We start from the raw sequence: 20458 nt of genomic DNA, 5'->3' as shown, positions 1-20458 counted from the left end.
ACCGATGATCAATACGCTGCTATACCGCATTCTGCTGGCTATCCCCACCATGTTTGGGGTGGCGGTGATCTGTTTCATGCTGGTGCAGATCGCTCCGGGCGACCCGCTGGTGTCGGTGATGCCGCCGGACGCCTCGGAGGCGCTGCGTCAGACGTTAATGCAGGCTTACGGCTTTGATAAGCCGCTGCCCCTGCAGTTTATCCACTGGCTGTGGCGGGCGCTGCATGGCGACCTTGGTATGTCGGTCGCCACCGGCCGCCCGGTGATAGACGAAGTGATGACCGCGGTGGCGTACTCCCTGCGCCTGGCGCTGCTGGCGACGGCGATCGGCTTCGTCCTCGGCAGCCTGTTCGGCTTTGTCGCCGGCTATTTTCGCAACAGCGTCATTGACCGTCTGGCCTCGGTGTTGTCGGTATTTGGCGTCAGCGTGCCGCACTACTGGCTGGGGATGCTGCTGGTGATCCTCTGCAGCGTTAAGTTCGCGCTGCTGCCGGCCACCGGCGGCGGGCCGATAGGCGAGGTGGGCTGGCACTGGGACTGGGCGCACCTGCAGTTCATGCTGCTACCGGCCATCACCTTGTCGGTGATCCCCACCGGGATTATCGCCCGCACCGTGCGCTCGCAGGTGGCTGATATCCTCAGCCAGGAGTTTATCGTTGGCCTGCGCGCCCGCGGGCTCAATGAGTCGCGCATCTTTGTCCACGTCATGAAAAATGCCGCGCCCACCGCGCTGGCGGTGATGGGGCTGCAGGTGGGCTATCTGATGGGCGGCTCGATCCTTGTGGAGACCGTTTTCTCCTGGCCGGGAACCGGACTGCTGCTCAACACCGCCATTTTTCAGCGCGACCTGCCCCTGCTGCAGGGCACCATCTGGGTGCTGGCGCTGTTTTTCGTGCTGCTCAACCTGCTGGTGGATATTCTGCAGACCACCCTCGACCCGCGTATTAAGAGGAGCTGACCATGGTGGATACGGCAACGACGAAAGCGGTTCCGGCCGCAGCGGCCCACGCTTCCCGGCAAGGTTACTGGCGTGGGGTATTGCGCCGCCTACTGCGCGACCCCGGCGGCGTGGTGGTGGGCGTGGTGATCCTCCTGCTGCTGGCCCTGGCGCTGTTCGGTCCGTGGCTTATCGTCAAAGATCCCTATCAAACGTCGATGTTCCTGCGCCTGAAACCCATCGGCAGCGACGGCTTCCCGCTGGGCTCGGATGAGCTGGGACGCGACATGCTGTCGCGGCTGATCCTTGGCACCCGACTGTCGCTGTTTATGGGAATTGTCCCGGTGGTGTTCGCCTTTTTTATCGGCGGGGCCATCGGGATTATCGCCGGCTACACGGGAGGCAAAACCAATACCGTGATTATGCGCACCGTGGATGTATTCTATGCCTTTCCCTCCGTCCTGCTGGCGATTGCGCTGTCGGGAGCGCTGGGGGCGGGCATCGGCAATGCGTTGCTGTCGCTGACCCTCGTGTTTGTCCCGCAGGTGGCGCGGATTGCCGAGAGCGTGACCGCCCAGGTGCGGCATATGGACTATATCGACGCCGCCCGGGCCACTGGCGCCAGCGCGTTCACCATTATCCGCGTCCAGGTGTTGGGCAACGTGCTCGGGCCGATCTTCGTTTTCTCCACCGGGCTGATTTCGGTGTGCATGATCCTCGCCTCCGGCCTGTCGTTTCTCGGCCTCGGCGTGCGGCCGCCGGAGCCCGAGTGGGGGCTGATGCTCAATACGCTGCGCACGGCAATCTATACCCAGCCGTGGGTGGCCGCCCTGCCGGGCCTGATGATTTTTATCACCTCCATTTCGTTCAATATCCTCGCGGACCGCCTGCGTGCGGCAATGGCGATTAAGGAGTAAGCGATGCAACCCTTTATCAATATCGACCTTGGCGGGCCGGCGCAGCCGCTGCTGAAGGTTAATCACCTGCTGAAGTACTTTCGCGGCGGCAAAGGCCGGGAGGTGGTCCAGGCGGTGGACGATATCAGCTTCACGGTGATGAAAGGCGAAACCCTGGGGGTGGTCGGCGAGTCGGGTTGCGGCAAATCGACCACCGCCCGGCTGCTGATGCAGTTGCTCACCCAGGACAGCGGCGAACTGATCTTCGACGGACAGGGGGTCGGCTCGTCACGTCTGCCGCTGAAAGCCTACCGTCGTCAGGTGCAGATGGTCTTCCAGGATAGCTATGCTTCGCTCAATCCGCGCATGACCATGGAGGAGAGCATCGCCTTCGGCCAGCGCGTACATGGCGTCAGCGCCAGGGAGGCCAGCGAATATGCCCGCTATCTGCTGGCGCACGTTGGCCTTGAACCGGCGCGCTTTGCCGACCGCTACCCGCATGCGCTCTCCGGCGGCCAGCGGCAGCGGGTGAATATCGCCCGCGCGCTGGCGATGAAGCCGCGACTGGTGATCCTCGATGAGGCGGTGTCGGCGCTGGATAAATCGGTCGAAGCCCAGGTGCTGCAACTGCTGCAGGAGCTGAAACGGACCCTCGAGCTGACCTACGTGTTCATCAGCCACGATCTGCACGTGGTTCGCTGGCTGTCGGATCGGATCCTCGTCATGTACCTTGGCGAAGTGGTGGAGATTGGCCCGGCGGAGCAGCTGTTTACCGCCTCCGCCCACCCCTATACCCGGGCGCTGTTAAGCTCGATGCCCTCCATGGACCCGGAAAACCGCACCCTGACCTCACCGCTGAGCGGCGATCCCCCCAGCCCCATCGCGCCGCCGAGCGGCTGCCGCTTTCACACCCGCTGCCCGCATGCGAAGGCGGTCTGCGCCGAGGTAAAACCGCGGCTGGAGGCGGTCGGGGAGGGGCACCAGAGCGCCTGCCTGATGGCGCAGCCGGCCTCGCCCTGGCATCAAAGCATCCCCCTTAAGGAGGTCAGCCATGTCGGATAACGCCTTTGTCCATGTGCGCGACCTGCGGGTCGTCTTTCGCCGCGACGGACAGACCATCAACGCGGTCAACGGGGTCTCCTTTGACGTACAAAAGGGGGAGGTGATGGCGCTGATTGGCGAGTCGGGTTCCGGCAAGAGCGTGACCCTGCGAGCGCTGATGCGCCTGCACCCGCCGGGGAGCAGTGAGCTCTCCGGCACCCTGCAGGTGGGGGACGACGAGGTGCTGACGATGAGCGCCAGTCAGCTGCGGCGCTACCGCGGCGGACGTTGCGCGATGATTTTTCAGGAGCCGCTGCTGGCCTTCGATCCGGTCTACACCGTCGGACAACAGATTATTGAAGGGCTGCGCCGCCACGAAGGGCTGTCGCGCCAGGCGGCCCGGGATAGGGCGCTGGAGGCCCTGCGCCAGGTGCGCATTCCCAGCCCCGAGCGGCGGCTGGATGCTTACCCGCACGAGATGTCCGGCGGGATGCGCCAGCGGGCGATGATCGCCCTTGCGCTCTCCTGTAACCCGCAGCTGCTGCTGGCGGATGAGCCGACCACCGCCCTCGACGCCACGGTGCAAATCCAGATCCTGATCCTGCTGCGCGAGCAGCAAAAGCAGCGTGGGCTGTCGATCGTGTTTGTGACCCACGATATCGGCGCCGCGGTGGAGATCGCCGACCGGGTGGCGGTGATGTACGCCGGGCGGATCGTCGAGGAGGCGTCGATGAGCGAGATCCTGCGCCACCCGCGCCATCCGTATACCCAGGTGCTGCTGGGCAGTCGGCCGAAAGAGGGGCTTAAGAAAGGTGATGCCCTGCACTGCATTCCCGGCGCGCCGCCGGATCTGGCGCGCTTGCCGCCCGGCTGCGCTTTTGCCGAGCGCTGCCCGCACCGTCGCCCGGTCTGTGAGCAGAGTCTGCCGCCGACGGAATCCGTCGCGGAGCGCCACGCGGTGAGTTGCCACCGCTGGCGCGAGCTGGCGATTGACGCTAACGCCCAGGCTCTTGCCGTCTGAGTAGCGGCAAAAAACCATACAGGATGAAGACCAGGCGTTGATAGCGCATTCCCACCGCCGGTTACGCTGGCGGCGACCTTGATGTCAGGAGACCACCATGAGCAGTGATGTACTTTTTACCCCCGCGACCGACACCACCGGCTGGCGCATCAATGGCGACCGCCTGTGGGCGTCGTTAATGGATCTCGCGCAGATCGGCGCCACGCCGAAGGGCGGCTGCCGCCGTCTGACTCTCACCGACCTCGACCGCCAGGGGCGGGACAAGGTCATAGGCTGGGCGCGGGAGGCCGGGATGAGCGTCACCATCGATAAAATCGGCAATGTGTTTATGCGCCGGGAAGGCCGCAACCCCAGCCTGCCGCCCATCGTCTCCGGCAGCCATATTGACACCCAGCCCACCGGCGGCAAATTTGACGGCAACTACGGCGTGCTGGCGGCGCTGGAGGTGGTGCGCACGCTCAACGATCTGCAGATTGACACCGACGCGCCGATTGAGGTGGTGTTCTGGACCAACGAAGAGGGGTCGCGCTTTGTGCCGGTGATGATGGGCTCCGGGGTCTTTGCCGGCGTCTTCCCGCTGGAAGAGACCTGGGCCGTCACGGATAAAGAGGGCGTCAGCGTCGGCGAGGCGCTGGCGCAGATCGGCTATATTGGCGAGCAGACCCCAGGGGAGCATCCCATCGGCGCCTATTTTGAAGCGCACATCGAGCAGGGGCCGATTCTCGAAGATGAAGCGAAAACCATCGGTATCGTGCAGGGCGTGCTGGGGATCCGCTGGTACGACTGCGTGGTCACCGGCCAGGCCTCGCACGCCGGGCCTACGCCGATGCGCCTGCGTCAGGATGCCCTGCAGGTGGCGACGCGCATTATGCAGGAAGTGGTGGCCATTGCCGGGCGCAGCGAAGAGGGACGCGGCACCGTCGGCAGCGTGCAGGTGTGGCCCAACAGCCGCAACGTGGTGCCAGGGGAGGTCACCTTCTCCATTGATATGCGCAATCTCAGCGATGCGCTGGTGGACGAGATGGATCGCCAGCTGCGGGCGTTTATCGCGGAGGTTGAGCGGGAGAGCGGTCTGCAGGTGGCCCTGAAGCAGGTAAGCCACTATCCGGCGGCGCCGTTCGATGCCGAATGCCAGCAGGCCATTGCCGATGCCGCGCAGCGGCTGGGCTATCCGGCGCGGCCGATCGTCTCCGGCGCCGGGCATGACGCAGTGTATATGAGCTACCTGGCGCCCACCGGGATGATTTTTATTCCCTGCAAGGACGGGATCAGCCATAACGAAATTGAGTATGCCTCGCCGGAGCACGTCGCCGCCGGCGCCAACGTGCTGCTGCAGGTGATGCTTCAGTACGCGCGGCCGGTGTAGACGGTCGTCCTCCCCGGCGACGCGTCCTCCAGCCGTTGATCACGCTGTCGCCCGGGTAAGGCGGTTACGCCTCCGCGGCCCGGGTCGGCGGATGACGGGGCGGTCAATCACGGCTCCCGCTCCCTGCGACAACCCGCTGACGGCCAAATTTGCGCGAGCCCACCACGCACAGCACCACGCCCAGCGTAACCGCCAGCATCAAGGGGCTGACGGTTTCGTGCAACAGCGCCGCCGACAGGCCAAGCCCGAAGAACGGCTGCAATAGCTGGAGCTGGCCGACGGCGGCGATCCCGCCCGCGGCCAGCCCTTTGTACCAGAAGATGAAACCGATCAGCATGCTGAACAGCGACACATAGCCGAGCGCCGCCCAGGAGGAGGCCGAGATGGCATGCCAGGACGTGGGCTGAACCAGCAGCGAGGCGGGGAGCATCAACGGCAGGGCTATCACCAGCGCCCAGCAGATCACCTGCCAGCCGCCGAGCTCCCGCGTCAGCTTTGCCCCTTCCGCATAGCCGAGGCCGCAGGCGATAACCGCCGCCAGCATCAGCAGATCGCCGCTGAGTGAGGCCGCCGCACTTTGCGTCAGGGCGAATCCCACCACCAGCAGGCTGCCCAGCAGCGAAAAGATCCAGAAAGCCCGCCGCGGGCGTTCGCCGCCGCGCAGTACGCCGAAGAGGGCGGTCATCAGCGGCAGCAGGCCAATGAACACAATCGAATGCGCCGAGGTGATGTGCTGCAGGGCCAGCGCCGTGAGCAGGGGAAAGCCGATCACCACCCCTGATGAGACGATGATCAAGGGTACAAGCTGCGCCAGGCGCGGGCGTTTCTGGCGAAAGCCGACCAGCAGCGCGACGGCAAGCAGCCCGGCGATGGAGGCGCGCAGAAAGGTCAATAAGAACGGATCCATATCCTGCACCGCCAGCCGCGTCGCGGGCAGCGAACCGCTAAAAATAATCACCCCCAGTAAACCATGAAGCCATCCGGACCAGGGACCGGGCACCGATTTATCCATTGTTGAATCTACCACGTTAACCTCGCGTTATCAGATGTGCTGTGCCCGCTTGAGCATCGTCTGTGGCGATGGTAATGTGCCCAATCTAATACAATCAAATTATTGTCATAGATACATTTCACGATGAAAGCCCGATATAAAGCCGTTGTCGACCGATATGCCCAGGCGATCCGCAGCGGGCAACTGCCCGCAGGCACCCGTCTGCCGACGCACCGTATCCTTGCCGCCGGGGAGCGCATCTCGCTGGCCACCGCCACGCGCGTCTACCGTGAACTGGAAGAGATGGGGTTGGTCAGCGGCGAAACCGGCCGCGGCACCTTCGTGCGCGACCTCTCGCTGCCGCCGGGGCATGGGGTCGATCAGCAGGTGGTGGCTGCCGATGTCGTGGATCTCAATTTCAACTACCCTTCGCTGCCGGAGCAGGGCGATGCGCTGCGCGAGGCGCTCAGGCAGCTGGCGATGGCGGGCGATATTGACTCGCATCTGCGCTATCAGCCTCATGCCGGGCGGCTCGCCGAGCGGGAAATTATCGCCCGCCATTTAACCTGCCAGCACTTTACGCCGGATGCGGAAAATGTCCTGATCGTCAACGGCGCACAGCACGGGCTGGCAGTGACCGTCATGGGGCTGTTACGTCCGGGCGATGTGGTGGCGGTGGATGCGCTGACCTATTCGGGCTTCAAGGTTCTGGCGGCGCTGTATCATCTGGAGCTGGCGGCGATCCCCTGTCGACCGGAGGGGCCGGACCTGCAGGCGCTTCATACGCTGTGCCAGCAGCGGCGGGTGCGGGCGGTGTATACCATGCCAACGCTGCACAATCCGCTGGGCTGGGTGCTCAACACCGGGCAGCGGCAGGCGCTGGCCGATCTCGCGCGCCAGCACGATCTGCTGATTATTGAAGATGCCGCCTACGCCCGGCTGGTGAGCCGTCCGCCGCCGCCGGTGATCAGCTATGCGCCGGAAAGAACGGTGTATGTCACCGGTTTTTCAAAAAATATCGCCACCGGACTGCGCGTGGGCGTGGTGATCTCTCCGCCGCGCTACCGGCCGGAGATTGAGCGCGCCATCCGGGCCACGACGTGGAATACGCCGACGCTGATAAGTTCGCTGATCTGCGCCTGGATTGAAGATGGCACGGTGGCCCGCTTTGAAATGCAGAAACGACAGGATGCGCGACAGCGGCAGCAGGTGGCCCGCGAGGTGCTTTGTGGGCTTCCCGTCGTCAGTCATCCCGATTCGTACTTTGTCTGGCTGCCTCTGGGTGAAGAGAGCCGGGCCGATCGACTGGCGAATGCGCTGATGGAACGCCGTATTTCGGTGTCGACCGCCGAGCCGTTCTGCGTCTCCGCCACGATCCCACAGGCGCTGCGCATTGCGCTCGGTTCAGTTCCTCTCGACAGCCTGCGCCCGGCGCTGCTCAGCGTGCGCGACGCCGTTGAGTATGAACAATACCGCTAACCCATCTGCTCCAGCTGGCCGCGCAGGACCTCCACCCCCTGGGCGATGGCGTCAGGGTTAATGGCGTGGAATCCCATGCGAAAATAGTTATCCGGCGGCGCGGCGCTGAGAAAATGGCGCGCCCCGGGCTCAATCAGCACGCCAGCGTGAGCGGCGCGCCAGGTGAGCTGCTGGGTGTTGATCTGCGCCGGGGTCTGCAGCCAGAAGGCGTTAGCATGTTCGCTCCCCGCCAGGGCACGACACGACGGCAGATAGCGCTGCAGGGCGGCATGCAGGCGTTCCCAGCGCTGGGCGGAGTCGTAGTGGTAGCGCCGCAGATGGGTTTCATAATGGCCCTGGGCAAGGAAGTGGGCCATCTGGTATTGAATGTTGGTCGGCGGATGGCGATAGACCAGCCGGCGCAGGGCGCGCGCCTCGTCGATCAGGTCCGGGTCGGCGACCATAAACCCCAGCCGCAGCCCCGGCGACAGCGCTTTTGACAGGCTGCTGACATACACCACCCGGCCGCTGCGATCGCTGGCCTTCAGCGCCGGCAGCGGGTTGAGGGTAAAGTTACTCTCCGAGTCATAATCATCTTCAATAATGACCGCGTCATGGCGGGCGGCATGCTCCAGCAGCTGGCGACGCCGCGCACTGCTCATGGTCACCCCGGTGGGCACCTGATGGCCTGGAGTGACATAGTAGTAATCGCAGGGACGCTCATTAAGCACGATCCCCTCTTCATCCACCGGGTGCGGCACCACCTCGGCGTCGGCGAGCAGAAAGGTGTTGATGGCTTCGCGAAAGCAGGGGTTTTCGACGCCAATGCGGGTGGTGGAAGAGAGCAGCAGTCGGGTCAGCAGGTAGAGCGCATTTTGCGAGCCAAGGGTGATGAGAATTTCGTCCGGCGCGGCGACAATGCCGCGCTTGGGCAGCACCCGGGTACGGATCTGCTCGATCAGCATCGGCACATCCTGGTCAATATGGTCGATGACCCACGCCGGGTCGCGCACCCCGCCGTGCAGCCAGTTCGCCGCCGAGCGCCAGGTGGCCAGCGGGAACTGGCGGGTATCGGGCTGGCCGTAGATAAACGGGTAGCGGTAGTGCATCCAGCCCGCCGGTTTGAGGATCGACTCCTGCTGGCTGGGGGTCATCTGCAGCCGGTCGCCCCAGCGTGGTGCAGCGGCTTCGCGCTGCGGTGCACTCTCGACGGCGGCAGGCGAAGCTTCATGATAGTCGGGATGCAGGTAGTAACCGCTTCGTGGGCGGCTAATCAGGTAGCCCTCGTTGACCAGACTTTCAAACACCAGCGCGGTGGTGTTGCGCGAGACGCGAAGCTGGCTGGCCAGCTGGCGACAGGAGGGCAGCGGGGTGTCGGCGGCGAAGATCCCGCTGAGAATGGCATTCACCAGCGTCTCTCGTACCTGTTCCTGCAAACCGCGGCCAGGCTGGAAATCAACGTGTAACAGGTGACGGATCATACGGGGCTCCTCTGGCAATAACGCATTGCGACCACCCGTTACACTCAGCAAATTCCATACCACCCTGCCACCATCTGACACAGCGATGCGGCCCATCTGGCTCTATACGGAATTGAAAAACGCTCCCACATTAAAAACGTATTCAGCCGCCGTGGACCGGAACGTCCCCGGCCACTATTTTGCAGAAACCTTTTCGCGTTCTGGAATGAACCCGTCTGGCCAATCCATCAGGGGTGAAATAATGAAAAAATCATTGGCATCAATGTGTCTGAGCGCTGTATTAACGGTCGCTTTTTCTTATCACGCCGTCGCGGCGGATCTTCCGGAAATAGAAAAATCCGGCACCCTGAAAGTGGCGACGGAAGATGATTATGCGCCGTTTAACTTTATGAATAATGGCCAGGCCGATGGCTTTAACAAAGATATGCTTGAGGAATTACGTAAGTACGCCAAATTCCATGTCGACCAGAGCATATTACCGTGGACCGGATTATTAGCGGCTGTCTCCACCGGGCAATACGATATGGCCTTAACCGGGGCGGTTATTACCGATGAGCGGCTGAAGGTCTTTGATTTCACCCCACCGTGGGCCTCCGCACAGCACTATTTCGTCAAACGCGCTGGCGATACCTCGTTAAATACCATTGCCGATCTCAGCGGCAAAAAAGTGGGGTTACAGGCCGGGAGCGCGCTGCTGGCGCGTTTGCCGGAGCTGAAGGCGATGCTGGAGAAGACCGGCGGCAAGCTGGGACCGGTGGTGGAGTATCCCTCCTATCCGGAAGCCTACGCCGACCTGGCGAATAAGCGACTGGATTACGTGATTAACGTGGTGATCTCGGTAAACGACCTGGCGAAAGCCAAACCGAAGGTCTTCGCCAAAGGGCTGGCCGTCTCCGGACCGGGGTATATGGCGTGGCCGATCCCGAAAAATTCGCCGCAGCTGCTGGCCTATATGACCAAGTTTATGAACCACATGAAGGAGACCGGCAAGCTCGCCGAGTTGCAGAAAAAATGGTTTGGCGAAACCTATGACAACCTGCCGACCGAGGCGATCACCAGCCCGGAACAGTTTCACAAACTCGCCGGACTGTAATATTCCGCGGCGGGCGACCGCCGCCTGTTGCTGAGAAGGAGGGCCTCATGGATGCAATTTCCTGGCAGTTATTAATCGAAGGCGCATGGACGACCCTCTGGATTTCGGCCATCGCTATCGCCTTCGGGGTGGTGGCGGGCCTGCTGATTGCCCTGGTGCGGATGCTGCGCCTGCCGGTGATCGACCAGCTGCTGGTGGTCTATATCAGTCTGGCCCGCGCGACGCCGCTGGTGACGCTGGTGCTGTTTCTGTTTCTTTCGCTGCCCACGATGGGTATTAACCTCGACAAGAACGTGGCCGCGATTGTGGCGCTGACGCTTAACACCTCGGCGTTTAACGCTGAGATCTGGCGCAACGCCTTCCGCACCTTTCCGCGCGAACAGCGGGAGGCGGCGGAGTCGGTGGGAATGCGCCGCTGGACCTACTTCCGCTACATCATGCTGCCGCAGATGTGGATCGAGAGCCTGCCGGCGCTGGTCAATGAGATGTCCTTTTTGATCAAAGGTAGCCCGGCCATCGCCGTGATTGGCGTGGTGGATCTCACCCGGGTCACCAACCGTATCTCCTCGGTCACCTACGAGCCGCTGTCGCCGATCCTCGCCGCCGGCCTGCTGTATGTGGTGATCATCGGCTGTTTGTTGAAGCTGCAGGGTATCGCGGAACGTAAAGCCAGGCGTCTGGCGCGCTAGGAACGGGAGGCATTATGAATCAGTGGGGCGTTATCTGGTCGGTTCGCGATAGCTTTATTGCCGGGTTATTCGCGACCCTCGAACTGTTTATTACCGCCGCCCTGGCGGCGCTGATTATCGGTATTGCGCTGTGTTATTTTAGCGAATATCAAAAGAAAGTGATTAACCGGATTATTATTGCTTTCGTCAGCCTGATGCGCGCGATCCCTTTTTTGATCCTCGCTTATCTTCTGTATTACGGGCTGCCGCAGCTCGGTATTAGTATGGAGCCGTGGACCGCCGGTTTACTGGCCCTGATTATTTATCATGGTGCCTATTTCTTTGAAATATTGCGCAGCCAGCGACGGGTATTTTCCGGCGGATATATTGAAGCGGCGATTGCTCAGGGCTTTTCGCGCTATGCCATTTTCCGGCGGATTATTTTACCGAATATCGTCTCTTCCGCCTTACCGCTGATCGGCAATCAGCTGATTATTTGCCTGAAGGACACCGCTTTCCTGAGCATTATTACCGTTCAGGAGATCACCGCCGCCGCCAACAGCGTCCAGGCGACCTATTTTATTCCGTTTAACGCCTTTATCGTCGCCATTGGGCTTTACTGGGCGATCAGCATTCTGCTGGAGTTGCTGATTAAGCGCCTGACCGCCTGGGGAGCCAAAAGAGGAATGAGCCATGCCTGAGTCTATTGCCGTAAGCGTTAAAAACGTTTCCAAACAGTTCGATAATGTGGAAGTCCTGCGGGATATTAATCTGACGGTGGAGAAGGGGACCGTGGTGAGTATTCTCGGCTCGTCCGGGTCGGGAAAATCCACCCTGCTGCGCTGTATGAACTGGCTGGAACAGCCGGACCGCGGCGAAATTCATATCAGCGGTCAGCGACTGGGGATTGATGAGCAGCGCGGCCGGGCGATGTCGCACCGCCAGCTGGCCAAAATCCGCGAGCGGGTGGGGATGGTCTTTCAGAGTTTTAACCTGTGGCCGCATCTGACCGTTCAGCAAAACGTCAGCGAGGCGCTGCTGCACGTTAAGGGCATGAAACGAGACGAGGCGAAGGCCATTGCCATGCAGCAGCTGGAGAAAGTGGGCATGGCGCACAAAGCCGATGTTTACCCGATCACTCTCTCCGGCGGGCAGAAGCAGCGGGTGGCGATCGCTCGTTCACTGGCGATGTCGCCCGAAGTTATTCTCTTCGATGAACCGACGTCGGCGCTGGATCCGGAGCTGGTTAATGAGGTGTTGGGGGTAATGAAAGCCCTCGCCGCCGAGGGTTACACCATGGTAGTGGTGACGCACGAGATGGATTTTGCCCGCCAGGTGTCCAACGAGGTGGTGTTTCTGGAGAAGGGACTGCTGATTGAGAAGGCGCCGCCGGAGAAGTTCTTCACTCAGCCTGACTCCGAACGCGTCAGGCAGTTTCTGCAAAGCAGCCGTTAGTCCGGCTTGCATCCCCTGCCGGCAGCGCCGGCAAGGGATGCGTCGGGTTTCGCTTAATCCCGATCGATGGCGAACGGCTGCCACGCCTGGCGCACCGGCATCACCTCCACCCGGTTAATGTTCATATGCGCCGGCAACGTGGCGATATAAAACATCTGCTCGGCGATATCGCGCGCGCTCAGCGGCGTGGTGCCGCGATAGAGCTTATCCGATGCCGCCTGGTCGCCTTTGGTACGCACCAGGGTAAATTCGGTCTCGGCAATCCCCGGCGCCAGATCGGTGACCCGCACGCCGGTGCCAAGCAGATCGCAGCGCAGGTTATAGCTGAACTGCTTCACAAACGCCTTGCTGGCGCCATACACATGGCTGCCGGGATAGGGCCACTGTCCGGCAATCGAGCCGATATTGATAATACTCGCCCCGGCGCCATGGCGTATCAGCGTCGGCAGCAGGGCGTGGGTCATCGTCACCAGACCGGTGACGTTGGTGTCGATCATCGTTTTCCAGTCCTCCAGCGCCACCTCCTGCGCCGGCAGTGGCGACAGCGCCAGCCCGGCGTTGTTGATCAGGGTGGTGACATCGGCGAAGGGGGCGGGGAGCGACGCCACGGCGGCAGCCACCGCCTCGCTGTCACGAACGTCAAGCTCAATAATATGCACCGGCACCTGGGCGGCGAGTCTGTCCTGCAAGGCCTTCAGTCGCGGATAGCGGCGCCCGGTCAGCACCAGCGACCAGCCCGCGTCGGCAAACACCTGCGCTGCCGCTTCGCCAAAACCCGAGGTCGCCCCGGTGATAAACACTACGTTGCTCGTTGCCATGTCATTCTCCTGTGCGGTTGTCCCTCCACTATAAAAACGCCGGACGGCAAGGCACAGGGCCAGACGGCGGACGCGGATGTGACACCGTGTCACATCGTTTTTCACGCACTGGCTCTATCCGTTTTGCGCTGCCGCGGCCAATGATGAAGCCAACCACAACGACATGAGAGAGGGCAGGGTATGAAGCTGGCACTACAGAACGAGGTCGCGGTAAGCAATGATGAAGTTCGGCAGCTGGATCGCGCTTATGTGTTTCATTCATGGTCGATGCAGGGCAATCTCCATCCGCTGGTGATTGCCGGGGCGCAAGGCTGCGAGCTATGGGATTACGAGGGGAATACCTGGCTCGATTTCAGCAGCCAGCTGGTGAACGTCAACATTGGCTATCAGCACCCCCGGGTACTGGCGGCCATGAAGGCGCAGCTGGAGACCCTGGTCACCATCGCGCCCGCCACTGCCAACCTTGCCCGCGGCGAAGCGGCGAAGCGCATTGTCGACCTGGCGCCGGCGGGCTTCAGCAAGGTGTTCTTCACCAACGCCGGGGCGGATGCCAATGAGAACGCGATTCGCATGGCGCGGCTCTATACCGGGCGCGACAAGGTGCTGTCGGCCTATCGTTCCTACCATGGCAACACCGGCAGCGCGATCGCCGCTACCGGCGACTGGCGCCGGGTGCCGAATGAGTTCTCCCGCGGCCATGTTCACTTCTTCAACCCCTACCTTTACCGCAGCGAGTTCAATGCCGCGACTGAGGAAGAGGAGTGCCAGCGCGCGCTGGCGCATCTGCGGCGGATCATTGAATGCGAGGGGCCGACGGCCATCGCGGCGATCCTGCTGGAGTCCATCCCCGGCACCGCCGGGATCCTCGTGCCGCCGGCAGGCTATATGCAGGGTGTGCGTGCCCTGGCCGACGAGTTTGGCATTATGCTGATCCTCGATGAGGTGATGGCCGGCTTTGGCCGTACCGGCAGCTGGTTCGCCTTCGAACAAGATGGCGTGGTGCCGGATCTGGTGACCTTTGCCAAAGGGGTTAACGCGGGCTACGTGCCGGCGGGCGGGGTACTGATTAGCGAACCGATTGCCCGCTATTTTGACGACCACTTTTTTGCCGGGGGGCTGACCTACTCCGGCCATCCGCTGGCGATGGCGGCGATTGTCGCCACCATCGACGCGATGAAAGAGGAGAAGGTGGTTGAGAACGCGGCCTATATCGGCAACGAGGTGCTGCGTCCCGGCCTCGAGGCGCTGGCGGAGAAGTACGCCATTATCGGCGAGGTGCGTGGTCGCGGCCTGTTCCAGGCGCTGGAACTGGTGAGCAGCCGTGAACAAAAAACGCCGCTGACCGCCGCCGACATGGCCGCGATCAAAGGGGCCTTAACCGAGGCTGGGCTGTTGGCCTTTGTGGTGGAGAACCGCATTCACGTGGTGCCGCCGTGCACCATTACTGCTGAGCAGGTGGCGCAAGGGCTGGCGATTTTTGATGCGGTCTTTGCTCGCTTTGCCAGCCTGGCGAAGTAGGGGAGTGGGATAGTGGCGGAGACGACAGCCGGACGGTTCCTTCTCCCTCCGGGAGAGGGGCAGGGCTTGTATGTGATCTGCGATTTCAGCGCACATTGCGCTCCCGGTTAGTCTTCTGCGTTATGTCTCTTACGGCGCAGGGAGCGCACAGGGGGCGGCCAGTCGCCGCCGCCCCCTGTACCCCCGGGCTCCGGCCAGCAACATCGCCACTGCGTGGTGCCTTCGACTTATCCCTGCAGGCTTCGGGTCGGGCCGAGGCAGCGTCCATGCAAAACACGGCCCTCAGCCCGCATCCATGCGGGCTGCCCCGGCCTTCCGGGAACGTCTCAGCGATGTTGAGGCCGCCAGCACCGGCAGTTTCAGCAGCCCCAGGACCCGCGGTGATTTGGGTTTGTAGGCCGGGTAAGGCGTACGCCGCCACCCGGCATAGATGCGGCTCCAGGCCTGATGCCATCGCCCGGCGGCGCTGCGCTTGCTCGGGCCTACAGACAGTCAGAGCCGAATAAGGTCGGGTAAGCGAAGCGCCACCCGACAAAACAACGGCGCATCCGCTGACCTCACCTCATCCGGTGCTCTCCGTTGACCAGCGCGTCGCGATCGAAAAAGCGCTGGATCACGCCCTCCGCCATAAACGCCGCCCGATCGGACATATGGGCGATGACGTCGGCATCGTGGCTGACCAGCAGATAGGTCATGCCGTGCTCCTGTTTCAGGCGGTTAAGCAGATTGAGAATTTCCGCCTGCACCGACATATCCAGCGCCGAGGTCGGCTCATCCAGCAGCAGGATCTGCGGGCGCAGCAGCAGGGCGCGGGCAATGGCCACGCGCTGCCGTTGCCCGCCGGAGAGCTGGTGTGGATAGCGGCGCACGGCGTCGGCGGCCAGACCCACCTGCTCAAGGGCGGTGGTCACCCGCGGGGCAACGTCGCGGATGCCGTGGATCTGCAGCGGCTCCGCCAGGGTGCGCCACAGGGTATGGTTGGGATGCAGCGAGGCGTACGGATCCTGAAACACCATCTGCACGTTGCGTCGCAGCGCGCCCTGAAAGCGGGCGCCCGGCGCGATGCCCTGGCCCAGCAGTTCCACGCTGCCGCGCCATTCGCGCTGTAATCCGGCGAGCACGCGCAAAATCGTCGATTTGCCGCAGCCGGAGGCGCCGATCAGACTGAAGGTTTCCCCGGCGTCGACACAGAAACTGGCGGCAGAGACCGCCGTCTTCGCGCCGAATGTTACCTGCAAATCCTGAAGATTAACGATCGCCATGGGCCGTCTCCGTAAAGTCCTGGGTTCTGTCGAGGGTCGGCAGCATCTGGCCGTAAGTGTGCGCATTCGGCCGGCAGGTCCACAGGGTGCGCGTATAAGGGTGCGTCGCGCTCGGCAGCGCCGGCGCCGGCATCTCATCGACCCGGCTCCCCTGGTACATCACCAGCACGCGATCGCAATGCGCGGCCACCAGCGGCAGATCGTGGCTGATCAGTAACATGGCCATCTGCCGCTGTGCGCACTGCTCCACCAGCAGCTCGAGGATCTGGTTGCGCAGGCGGGCGTCGAGGGCCGAGGTCGGCTCGTCGGCAATCAGCACTTTCGGGTTATTAAGCAGCGCGAGGGCGATCATTACCCGCTGCCCCATCCCGCCGGAGAGCTCGCCGGGATAGCGGCTGAGGACCGGCAGATCCAGACCGACGGCGGCGATGGCGTCTTTAACCGCCTCGGCGCGCGCGCGGCGGCTGAGACGCTGATGCAGGGTTAACGCCTCTTCCAGCTGCGCCTGAATGGACTGCACAGGATTTAGCGCATAGCGCGGATCCTGCAGCACCATAGCGATATCGTTGCCGCGCAGCGCCCGCCAGCCGCGGGCGCTGAGGGTTAGCACATCGCGCCCCAGCACCTCCAGCCGTTCGGCGCTCACCACCCCGGGCTTGCGCACCAGGCCCATCAGCGCCCGGGCGGTCATCGATTTGCCGGAGCCGGATTCGCCCACCAGCGCCAGCCGCTCGTTGCCGAGGGTGAAGCTGACGTTATCCACCACCCGGGCGGTGGGGTAGTCGACGGCGAGTCCCTGGACGGTCAGTCGGATGTCAGTCATGTTGCGGCTCCAGAATATCGCGCAGGCCATCGCCCAGCAGGTTAAACGCCAGGCTGGCGAGCAGGATCGCCGCGCCGGGGATGGCGGCGATCCACCACTGGTCGAAAATCACCTGCATCCCGTCAGCAATCATCGCTCCCCACTCCGCCATCGGCGGGCGGGCGCCAAGGCCGAGAAAGCCGAGCCCGGCAGCGGCGAGGATAATGCCCGCCAGATCGAGCGCCAGCCGGACAATCGCCGACGGCAGACACAGCGGCAGAATATGGCCGACCAGCAGCCGCCAGCCGCGAATACCCAGCATCTCCGCCGCGGCGAGGTAATCGCTATGGCGCAGGCGCTGAATTTCGCTGCGCGCCTGACGGGCGTAGGCCGGCCAGGTGGTCAGGGCTAACGCCAGCGCGCCGTTGACCAGCCCCGGGCCGAGCATCGCCACGAACGCGAAAGCGAGGATCAGGCGCGGCATCGACATCACCACGTCGGTAAACCGCATCAGTATCCGCTCCAGCCACCCGCCATAGTAGCCGGAGAGGATACCTACCAGCAGCCCGACGGGCAGGGTAATGGCGGTCACCAGCGCCACCAGACCCAGCGCCGGGCGGGTGCCGTAGAGCAGGCGCGACAGCAGGTCGCGGCCGTAGCTGTCGGTGCCGAGCCAGTGCCCTGCGCCCGGCCCCTGCAGACGAGCGGCGGCATCCTGCCAGTTGGGATCGTGCGGTGCCAGCCACGGGGCGAACAGCGCGGTCAGCACCAGCAGGATCACCAGGGTCAGGCCACTGAAGGCGGCGGGTGAGCGGCGCAGACGGCGTAAAAACAGATAAGTCGGCATCAGCGCACCCTCGGATCGGTTAACCGCACCAGCAGGTCGGTCAGGTTATTGATCAGCACAAAGCTCACGCCAATCAGCAGCGTGCCGCCCATGATCGCCGTGGTATCTCCGGCGAACAGCGCGGTGGTGAGATAGCGGCCGATCCCCGGCCACGAGAAGACGGTTTCGGTGAGCACCGCCCCTTCGAGCATCGAGGTCCAGGCGAGAGCGGTCACCGTCAGCAGAGTGCCGCGGATATTGGGCAGGACGTGGCGCAGCAAAATCGTCATCTCTCCGGCCCCTTTGGCCCGCGCCAGCAGAATGTACTCTTTGTTCATCTCGCTCAGGCAGGCGGAGCGGGTCAGACGGGTGATGCTGGCCAGCGAGTAATAGGCCAGCACCAGCACCGGCAGCGCCAGATGGCCGATCGCATTTTTAAACGCCGCGGTATCGCCGGAGAGCCAGGTGTCGATCAGCGCAAAACCGCTGCGCGGCTCGACGGTGTACTGATAAATATCGTCGAGGCGACCCGGGCCCGGCGCCCACTGCAGCCGGGCGTAGAACAGGGCCAGCATCAGCAGGCCGAGCCAGAATATCGGCACCGAGTTGCCCAACAGGGTAAAGGTGCGCACCGCCAGATCCCACGGTGAACCGGCGTAACGCGCGCACAGCACCCCGGCGACGATGCCCAGTACCGCACCGACGATCAGCGCCAGGGTCGCCAGCTCAAGGGTGGCCGGGAAGACCGCCAGCAGATCGTGGAGCACCGGCTGGCCGGTGGCGCTGGCGATACCGAGATCGCCATGGGCCAGGTTGACCAGGTAGTGCCAGAACTGCACCGGCAGCGGCTGGTCGAGACCCAGCTGATGGCGAACCTGGTCATAGGTCGACTGGCTGGCATGGTCGCCGACGATCTGCAGTACGCGGTCGACGGGCGACAGCGCGGAGAGCGAGAAGGTGACCAGCAGCAGCCCGAACAGCGTGAGCAGCAGCGTCAACAGCCCCTGCAGCAGGCGGGTAAGGTGAGTGGAAAACGATGGCATGGAAAATGGAAATTCCTGGTATATCAGCATGGTACCCGGCGGCGCGACGCCGACCGGGCCTGGGTGAGGCGTCGGTCATCCGGGCAGGTGAGGCCGCCGTACCCGGTGACAAAAACCCGCTTACTTGGTCACGTTATCGTACCAGACCATATCGGCGTTCAGCCCCTGCTGATAGCCCTTCACGTTGTCACGCACCACGATCTGGGTTTTCCCCTGGTCAATAAAGACGTACGGCGAATGCTGCAGCAGGGATCCCTGCATCGTTTTGTACAGGTCGAGGCGCTTCGCCGGGTCCGGCTCCGCCACCGCGGCGAGGGTAGCTTTATTCAGCTCAGGGATCTGCCAGCCGTTGAGCCCGGCCACGGTGCTGGATTTACCATCGTTCCAGGCAAAGGCGCTGGCGTTAGAGTGGGCATCAAAGTAGTCCGGGATCCACAGGCGGATCGCCGCCTGATGCTGTTTCGCGCGTACCCGGGCATAGACCTGGCTGCCGGCGGCCGGCAGCAGATCCACTTTCACCCCGCCCTGGGCAAAGCTGGCCTGCAGCGACTGGGCGATGGTGATAAACGGTGGTTTGTTCTCCACGTCGAGGGTGAAGTGGGCATCCTTAATGCCCGCTTTATCGAGGATAGCCTTAGCTTTTTGCGGGTCGAAGGTGAACGGATTGGTTTCCAGCGCCCCCGGCAGGCCGGCTGGCAGGAAGCTCTGGTGAATAAAGTACTGGCCTTTCAGCAGATTTTTGGTGATGCCCTCATAATCGACCAGCCAGCGCGCCGCCTCCCAGAAAGCCGGGTTATTGAGCAGCGGGTTGGCGCTGTTGGCGGTATTAAACACCAGATAGTTCTGCTCGGCAGATGGGATGCTCAGCACCTTCACGCCGGGTTTATCCTGCAGGGCGGCAATCTGGTCAGCGCCGAGATCACGCGCCACGTCGGCATCACCCTGCTGGATCAGCAGGCGGCGGGAAGCCGGGTCGGGGACGTTTTTAATAATGATGCTCTTGATCTTCGGCGCGCCGGTGGGGGAGCTGGCGTTGGCTTCCAGCACGATGGCCTGATGCGGCTGGTAGACGCGCATTTTATAGGCCCCGCTGCCCGCCGAGTGCATCTTCAGCCAGTCGTTGCCGAAGTCATTATTTTTCGCGTTCGGCGCTACCTGTTTTTCATCAACGATGGAGGCGATAGGGGTGGAGAGAATATTCAGCGCCACCGCCGGGCTGACGTCGGCGGTCCAGTGCAGCGTCAGGGTATGATCATCAATCTTTTTCAGCTGGCTGGCGATGTTATCCGGCTGCCAGCCGAGCACGTTGAGAATAAACGCCGGCGATTTATTCAGCGTCACCGCACGGGTGTAAGAGAAAATCACATCTTCCGGGCGCAGCGGATTACCGGAGGCGAATTTGGCATCCGGCTTCAGTTTGATGGTCAGGGTTTTGGCCGCCGGATCGGCCTGCCAGCTTTCGGCGAGGATCGGTACGATTTTTTCAGGGTTGTTGCGGTCCGGCTGCACCAGACGCTGATAGAGGCTGGGGACCGTCTGAATGCTGGAGAGTTCGTTCGCTTCCGCCGGGTCGAGGCTGACGATATCGTCGAGACCTTGGGCAACCACCAGCGTGTTGGGCGGTGTAGCGGCATGCGCGGCGGCGGTGAGCGCCGTCAGTACCAGTAAAGGCAACAGTTTTTTGGTCATGTGCAATCCCTGAAAAATGGTTGTTTTAATTTTTTATGCCTCGCTACGTTAGGCCGCTTGCCAAAAGGCGTAAAGTCAAAATAAGGATATCCT

General features: G+C 62.6%; 19 protein-coding genes. 11 read left to right on the top strand and 8 right to left on the bottom strand.

The window, feature by feature from the left end:
• Positions 1 to 4: 4 nt before the first annotated feature.
• From CWM61_RS16870 to CWM61_RS16850, 5 genes are all read left to right on the top strand, one after another.
• Positions 5 to 958 carry an ABC transporter permease gene (locus CWM61_RS16870; RefSeq protein ID WP_074386629.1) on the top strand — a complete coding sequence of 318 codons (954 nt, stop codon included), beginning with the start codon at positions 5 to 7 and terminating at the stop codon, positions 956 to 958.
• Between the two features lie 2 nt (positions 959 to 960).
• Complete coding sequence (locus CWM61_RS16865; RefSeq protein ID WP_100631588.1) at positions 961 to 1854, top strand: ABC transporter permease; 894 nt, start codon at positions 961 to 963, stop codon at positions 1852 to 1854.
• 3 nt (positions 1855 to 1857) lie between these two features.
• Positions 1858 to 2895 (top strand): ABC transporter ATP-binding protein, encoded by a 1038-nt coding sequence (locus CWM61_RS16860; RefSeq protein WP_008805547.1) that lies wholly within the window; start codon positions 1858 to 1860, stop codon positions 2893 to 2895.
• A complete protein-coding gene (locus tag CWM61_RS16855) occupies positions 2885 to 3895 on the top strand; it encodes an ABC transporter ATP-binding protein (RefSeq protein ID WP_008805548.1) in 1011 nt (336 codons plus the stop codon). Before CWM61_RS16860 ends, CWM61_RS16855 begins: the two co-directional genes overlap by 11 nt.
• A gap of 97 nt (positions 3896 to 3992) precedes the next feature.
• The gene (locus CWM61_RS16850) at positions 3993 to 5261 is read left to right on the top strand and encodes a Zn-dependent hydrolase (RefSeq protein WP_100631587.1); all 1269 of its coding nucleotides are present in this window, start codon (positions 3993 to 3995) and stop codon (positions 5259 to 5261) included.
• A gap of 103 nt (positions 5262 to 5364) precedes the next feature.
• Here the strand turns inward: CWM61_RS16850 and CWM61_RS16845 are convergent, their stop codons facing one another.
• Positions 5365 to 6273, bottom strand: coding sequence for a DMT family transporter (locus tag CWM61_RS16845; RefSeq protein WP_100631586.1), 909 nt, complete (start codon positions 6271 to 6273; stop codon positions 5365 to 5367).
• A gap of 123 nt (positions 6274 to 6396) precedes the next feature.
• On the opposite strand from CWM61_RS16845, the gene CWM61_RS16840 reads away from it, so the two are divergent.
• The gene (locus CWM61_RS16840; protein ID WP_100631585.1) at positions 6397 to 7731 is read left to right on the top strand and encodes a PLP-dependent aminotransferase family protein; all 1335 of its coding nucleotides are present in this window, start codon (positions 6397 to 6399) and stop codon (positions 7729 to 7731) included.
• Here CWM61_RS16840 and CWM61_RS16835 read toward each other — a convergent pair.
• Positions 7728 to 9191 (bottom strand): PLP-dependent aminotransferase family protein, encoded by a 1464-nt coding sequence (locus CWM61_RS16835; protein ID WP_004176948.1) that lies wholly within the window; start codon positions 9189 to 9191, stop codon positions 7728 to 7730. The genes CWM61_RS16840 and CWM61_RS16835 overlap by 4 nt on opposite strands.
• A 241-nt stretch (positions 9192 to 9432) precedes the next feature.
• On the opposite strand from CWM61_RS16835, the gene CWM61_RS16830 reads away from it, so the two are divergent.
• Genes CWM61_RS16830 through CWM61_RS16815 form a run of 4 tightly spaced genes read left to right on the top strand, consistent with a single transcriptional unit; the run spans position 9433 to position 12407 of the window.
• Complete coding sequence (locus CWM61_RS16830) at positions 9433 to 10284, top strand: transporter substrate-binding domain-containing protein (RefSeq protein ID WP_002893184.1); 852 nt, start codon at positions 9433 to 9435, stop codon at positions 10282 to 10284.
• 47 nt (positions 10285 to 10331) lie between these two features.
• Positions 10332 to 10973: an amino acid ABC transporter permease gene (locus CWM61_RS16825; RefSeq protein WP_004142522.1), complete on the top strand. Its 642-nt coding sequence runs from the start codon at positions 10332 to 10334 to the stop codon at positions 10971 to 10973.
• 14 nt (positions 10974 to 10987) lie between these two features.
• A complete protein-coding gene (locus tag CWM61_RS16820; protein ID WP_049155897.1) occupies positions 10988 to 11653 on the top strand; it encodes an amino acid ABC transporter permease in 666 nt (221 codons plus the stop codon).
• Positions 11646 to 12407, top strand: a complete 762-nt coding sequence (locus tag CWM61_RS16815; protein WP_061155415.1) for an amino acid ABC transporter ATP-binding protein — start codon at positions 11646 to 11648, stop codon at positions 12405 to 12407. Before CWM61_RS16820 ends, CWM61_RS16815 begins: the two co-directional genes overlap by 8 nt.
• Before the next feature lie 53 nt (positions 12408 to 12460).
• On the opposite strand, the gene CWM61_RS16810 is transcribed toward CWM61_RS16815, so the two are convergent.
• Positions 12461 to 13225 (bottom strand): SDR family NAD(P)-dependent oxidoreductase, encoded by a 765-nt coding sequence (locus tag CWM61_RS16810; protein WP_012968743.1) that lies wholly within the window; start codon positions 13223 to 13225, stop codon positions 12461 to 12463.
• Between the two features lie 180 nt (positions 13226 to 13405).
• Between CWM61_RS16810 and CWM61_RS16805 the strand changes: the two genes are divergently transcribed.
• Positions 13406 to 14743 (top strand): aspartate aminotransferase family protein, encoded by a 1338-nt coding sequence (locus CWM61_RS16805; RefSeq protein WP_100631584.1) that lies wholly within the window; start codon positions 13406 to 13408, stop codon positions 14741 to 14743.
• Positions 14744 to 15300: 557 nt separating this feature from the next.
• Here the strand turns inward: CWM61_RS16805 and CWM61_RS16795 are convergent.
• The 5 genes from CWM61_RS16795 to CWM61_RS16775 all read right to left on the bottom strand — a co-directional run bounded on the left by CWM61_RS16795 (position 15301) and on the right by CWM61_RS16775 (position 20365).
• Positions 15301 to 16005 (bottom strand): ABC transporter ATP-binding protein, encoded by a 705-nt coding sequence (locus CWM61_RS16795; protein WP_074386602.1) that lies wholly within the window; start codon positions 16003 to 16005, stop codon positions 15301 to 15303.
• Positions 15992 to 16828 (bottom strand): ABC transporter ATP-binding protein, encoded by an 837-nt coding sequence (locus tag CWM61_RS16790; protein WP_074386601.1) that lies wholly within the window; start codon positions 16826 to 16828, stop codon positions 15992 to 15994. The genes CWM61_RS16795 and CWM61_RS16790 overlap by 14 nt, the downstream gene beginning before the upstream one ends.
• Positions 16821 to 17654 (bottom strand): ABC transporter permease, encoded by an 834-nt coding sequence (locus CWM61_RS16785; protein WP_100631582.1) that lies wholly within the window; start codon positions 17652 to 17654, stop codon positions 16821 to 16823. The genes CWM61_RS16790 and CWM61_RS16785 overlap by 8 nt, the downstream gene beginning before the upstream one ends.
• A complete protein-coding gene (locus tag CWM61_RS16780) occupies positions 17654 to 18676 on the bottom strand; it encodes an ABC transporter permease (RefSeq protein ID WP_008805559.1) in 1023 nt (340 codons plus the stop codon). The genes CWM61_RS16785 and CWM61_RS16780 overlap by 1 nt, the downstream gene beginning before the upstream one ends.
• A gap of 120 nt (positions 18677 to 18796) precedes the next feature.
• Entirely contained in the window at positions 18797 to 20365 is a 1569-nt protein-coding gene (locus tag CWM61_RS16775; RefSeq protein WP_100631581.1) for an ABC transporter substrate-binding protein, read from the bottom strand.
• Positions 20366 to 20458: the final 93 nt, after the last annotated feature.

Origin of the sequence: Klebsiella sp. K-Nf6 (assembly GCF_002806655.1) — a bacterium.
Classification (GTDB): Bacteria; Pseudomonadota; Gammaproteobacteria; order Enterobacterales; family Enterobacteriaceae; genus Klebsiella; species Klebsiella variicola.
Note: the sequence above shows the minus strand (reverse complement) of the source record. Positions and strands in the feature narration are given on the sequence as shown.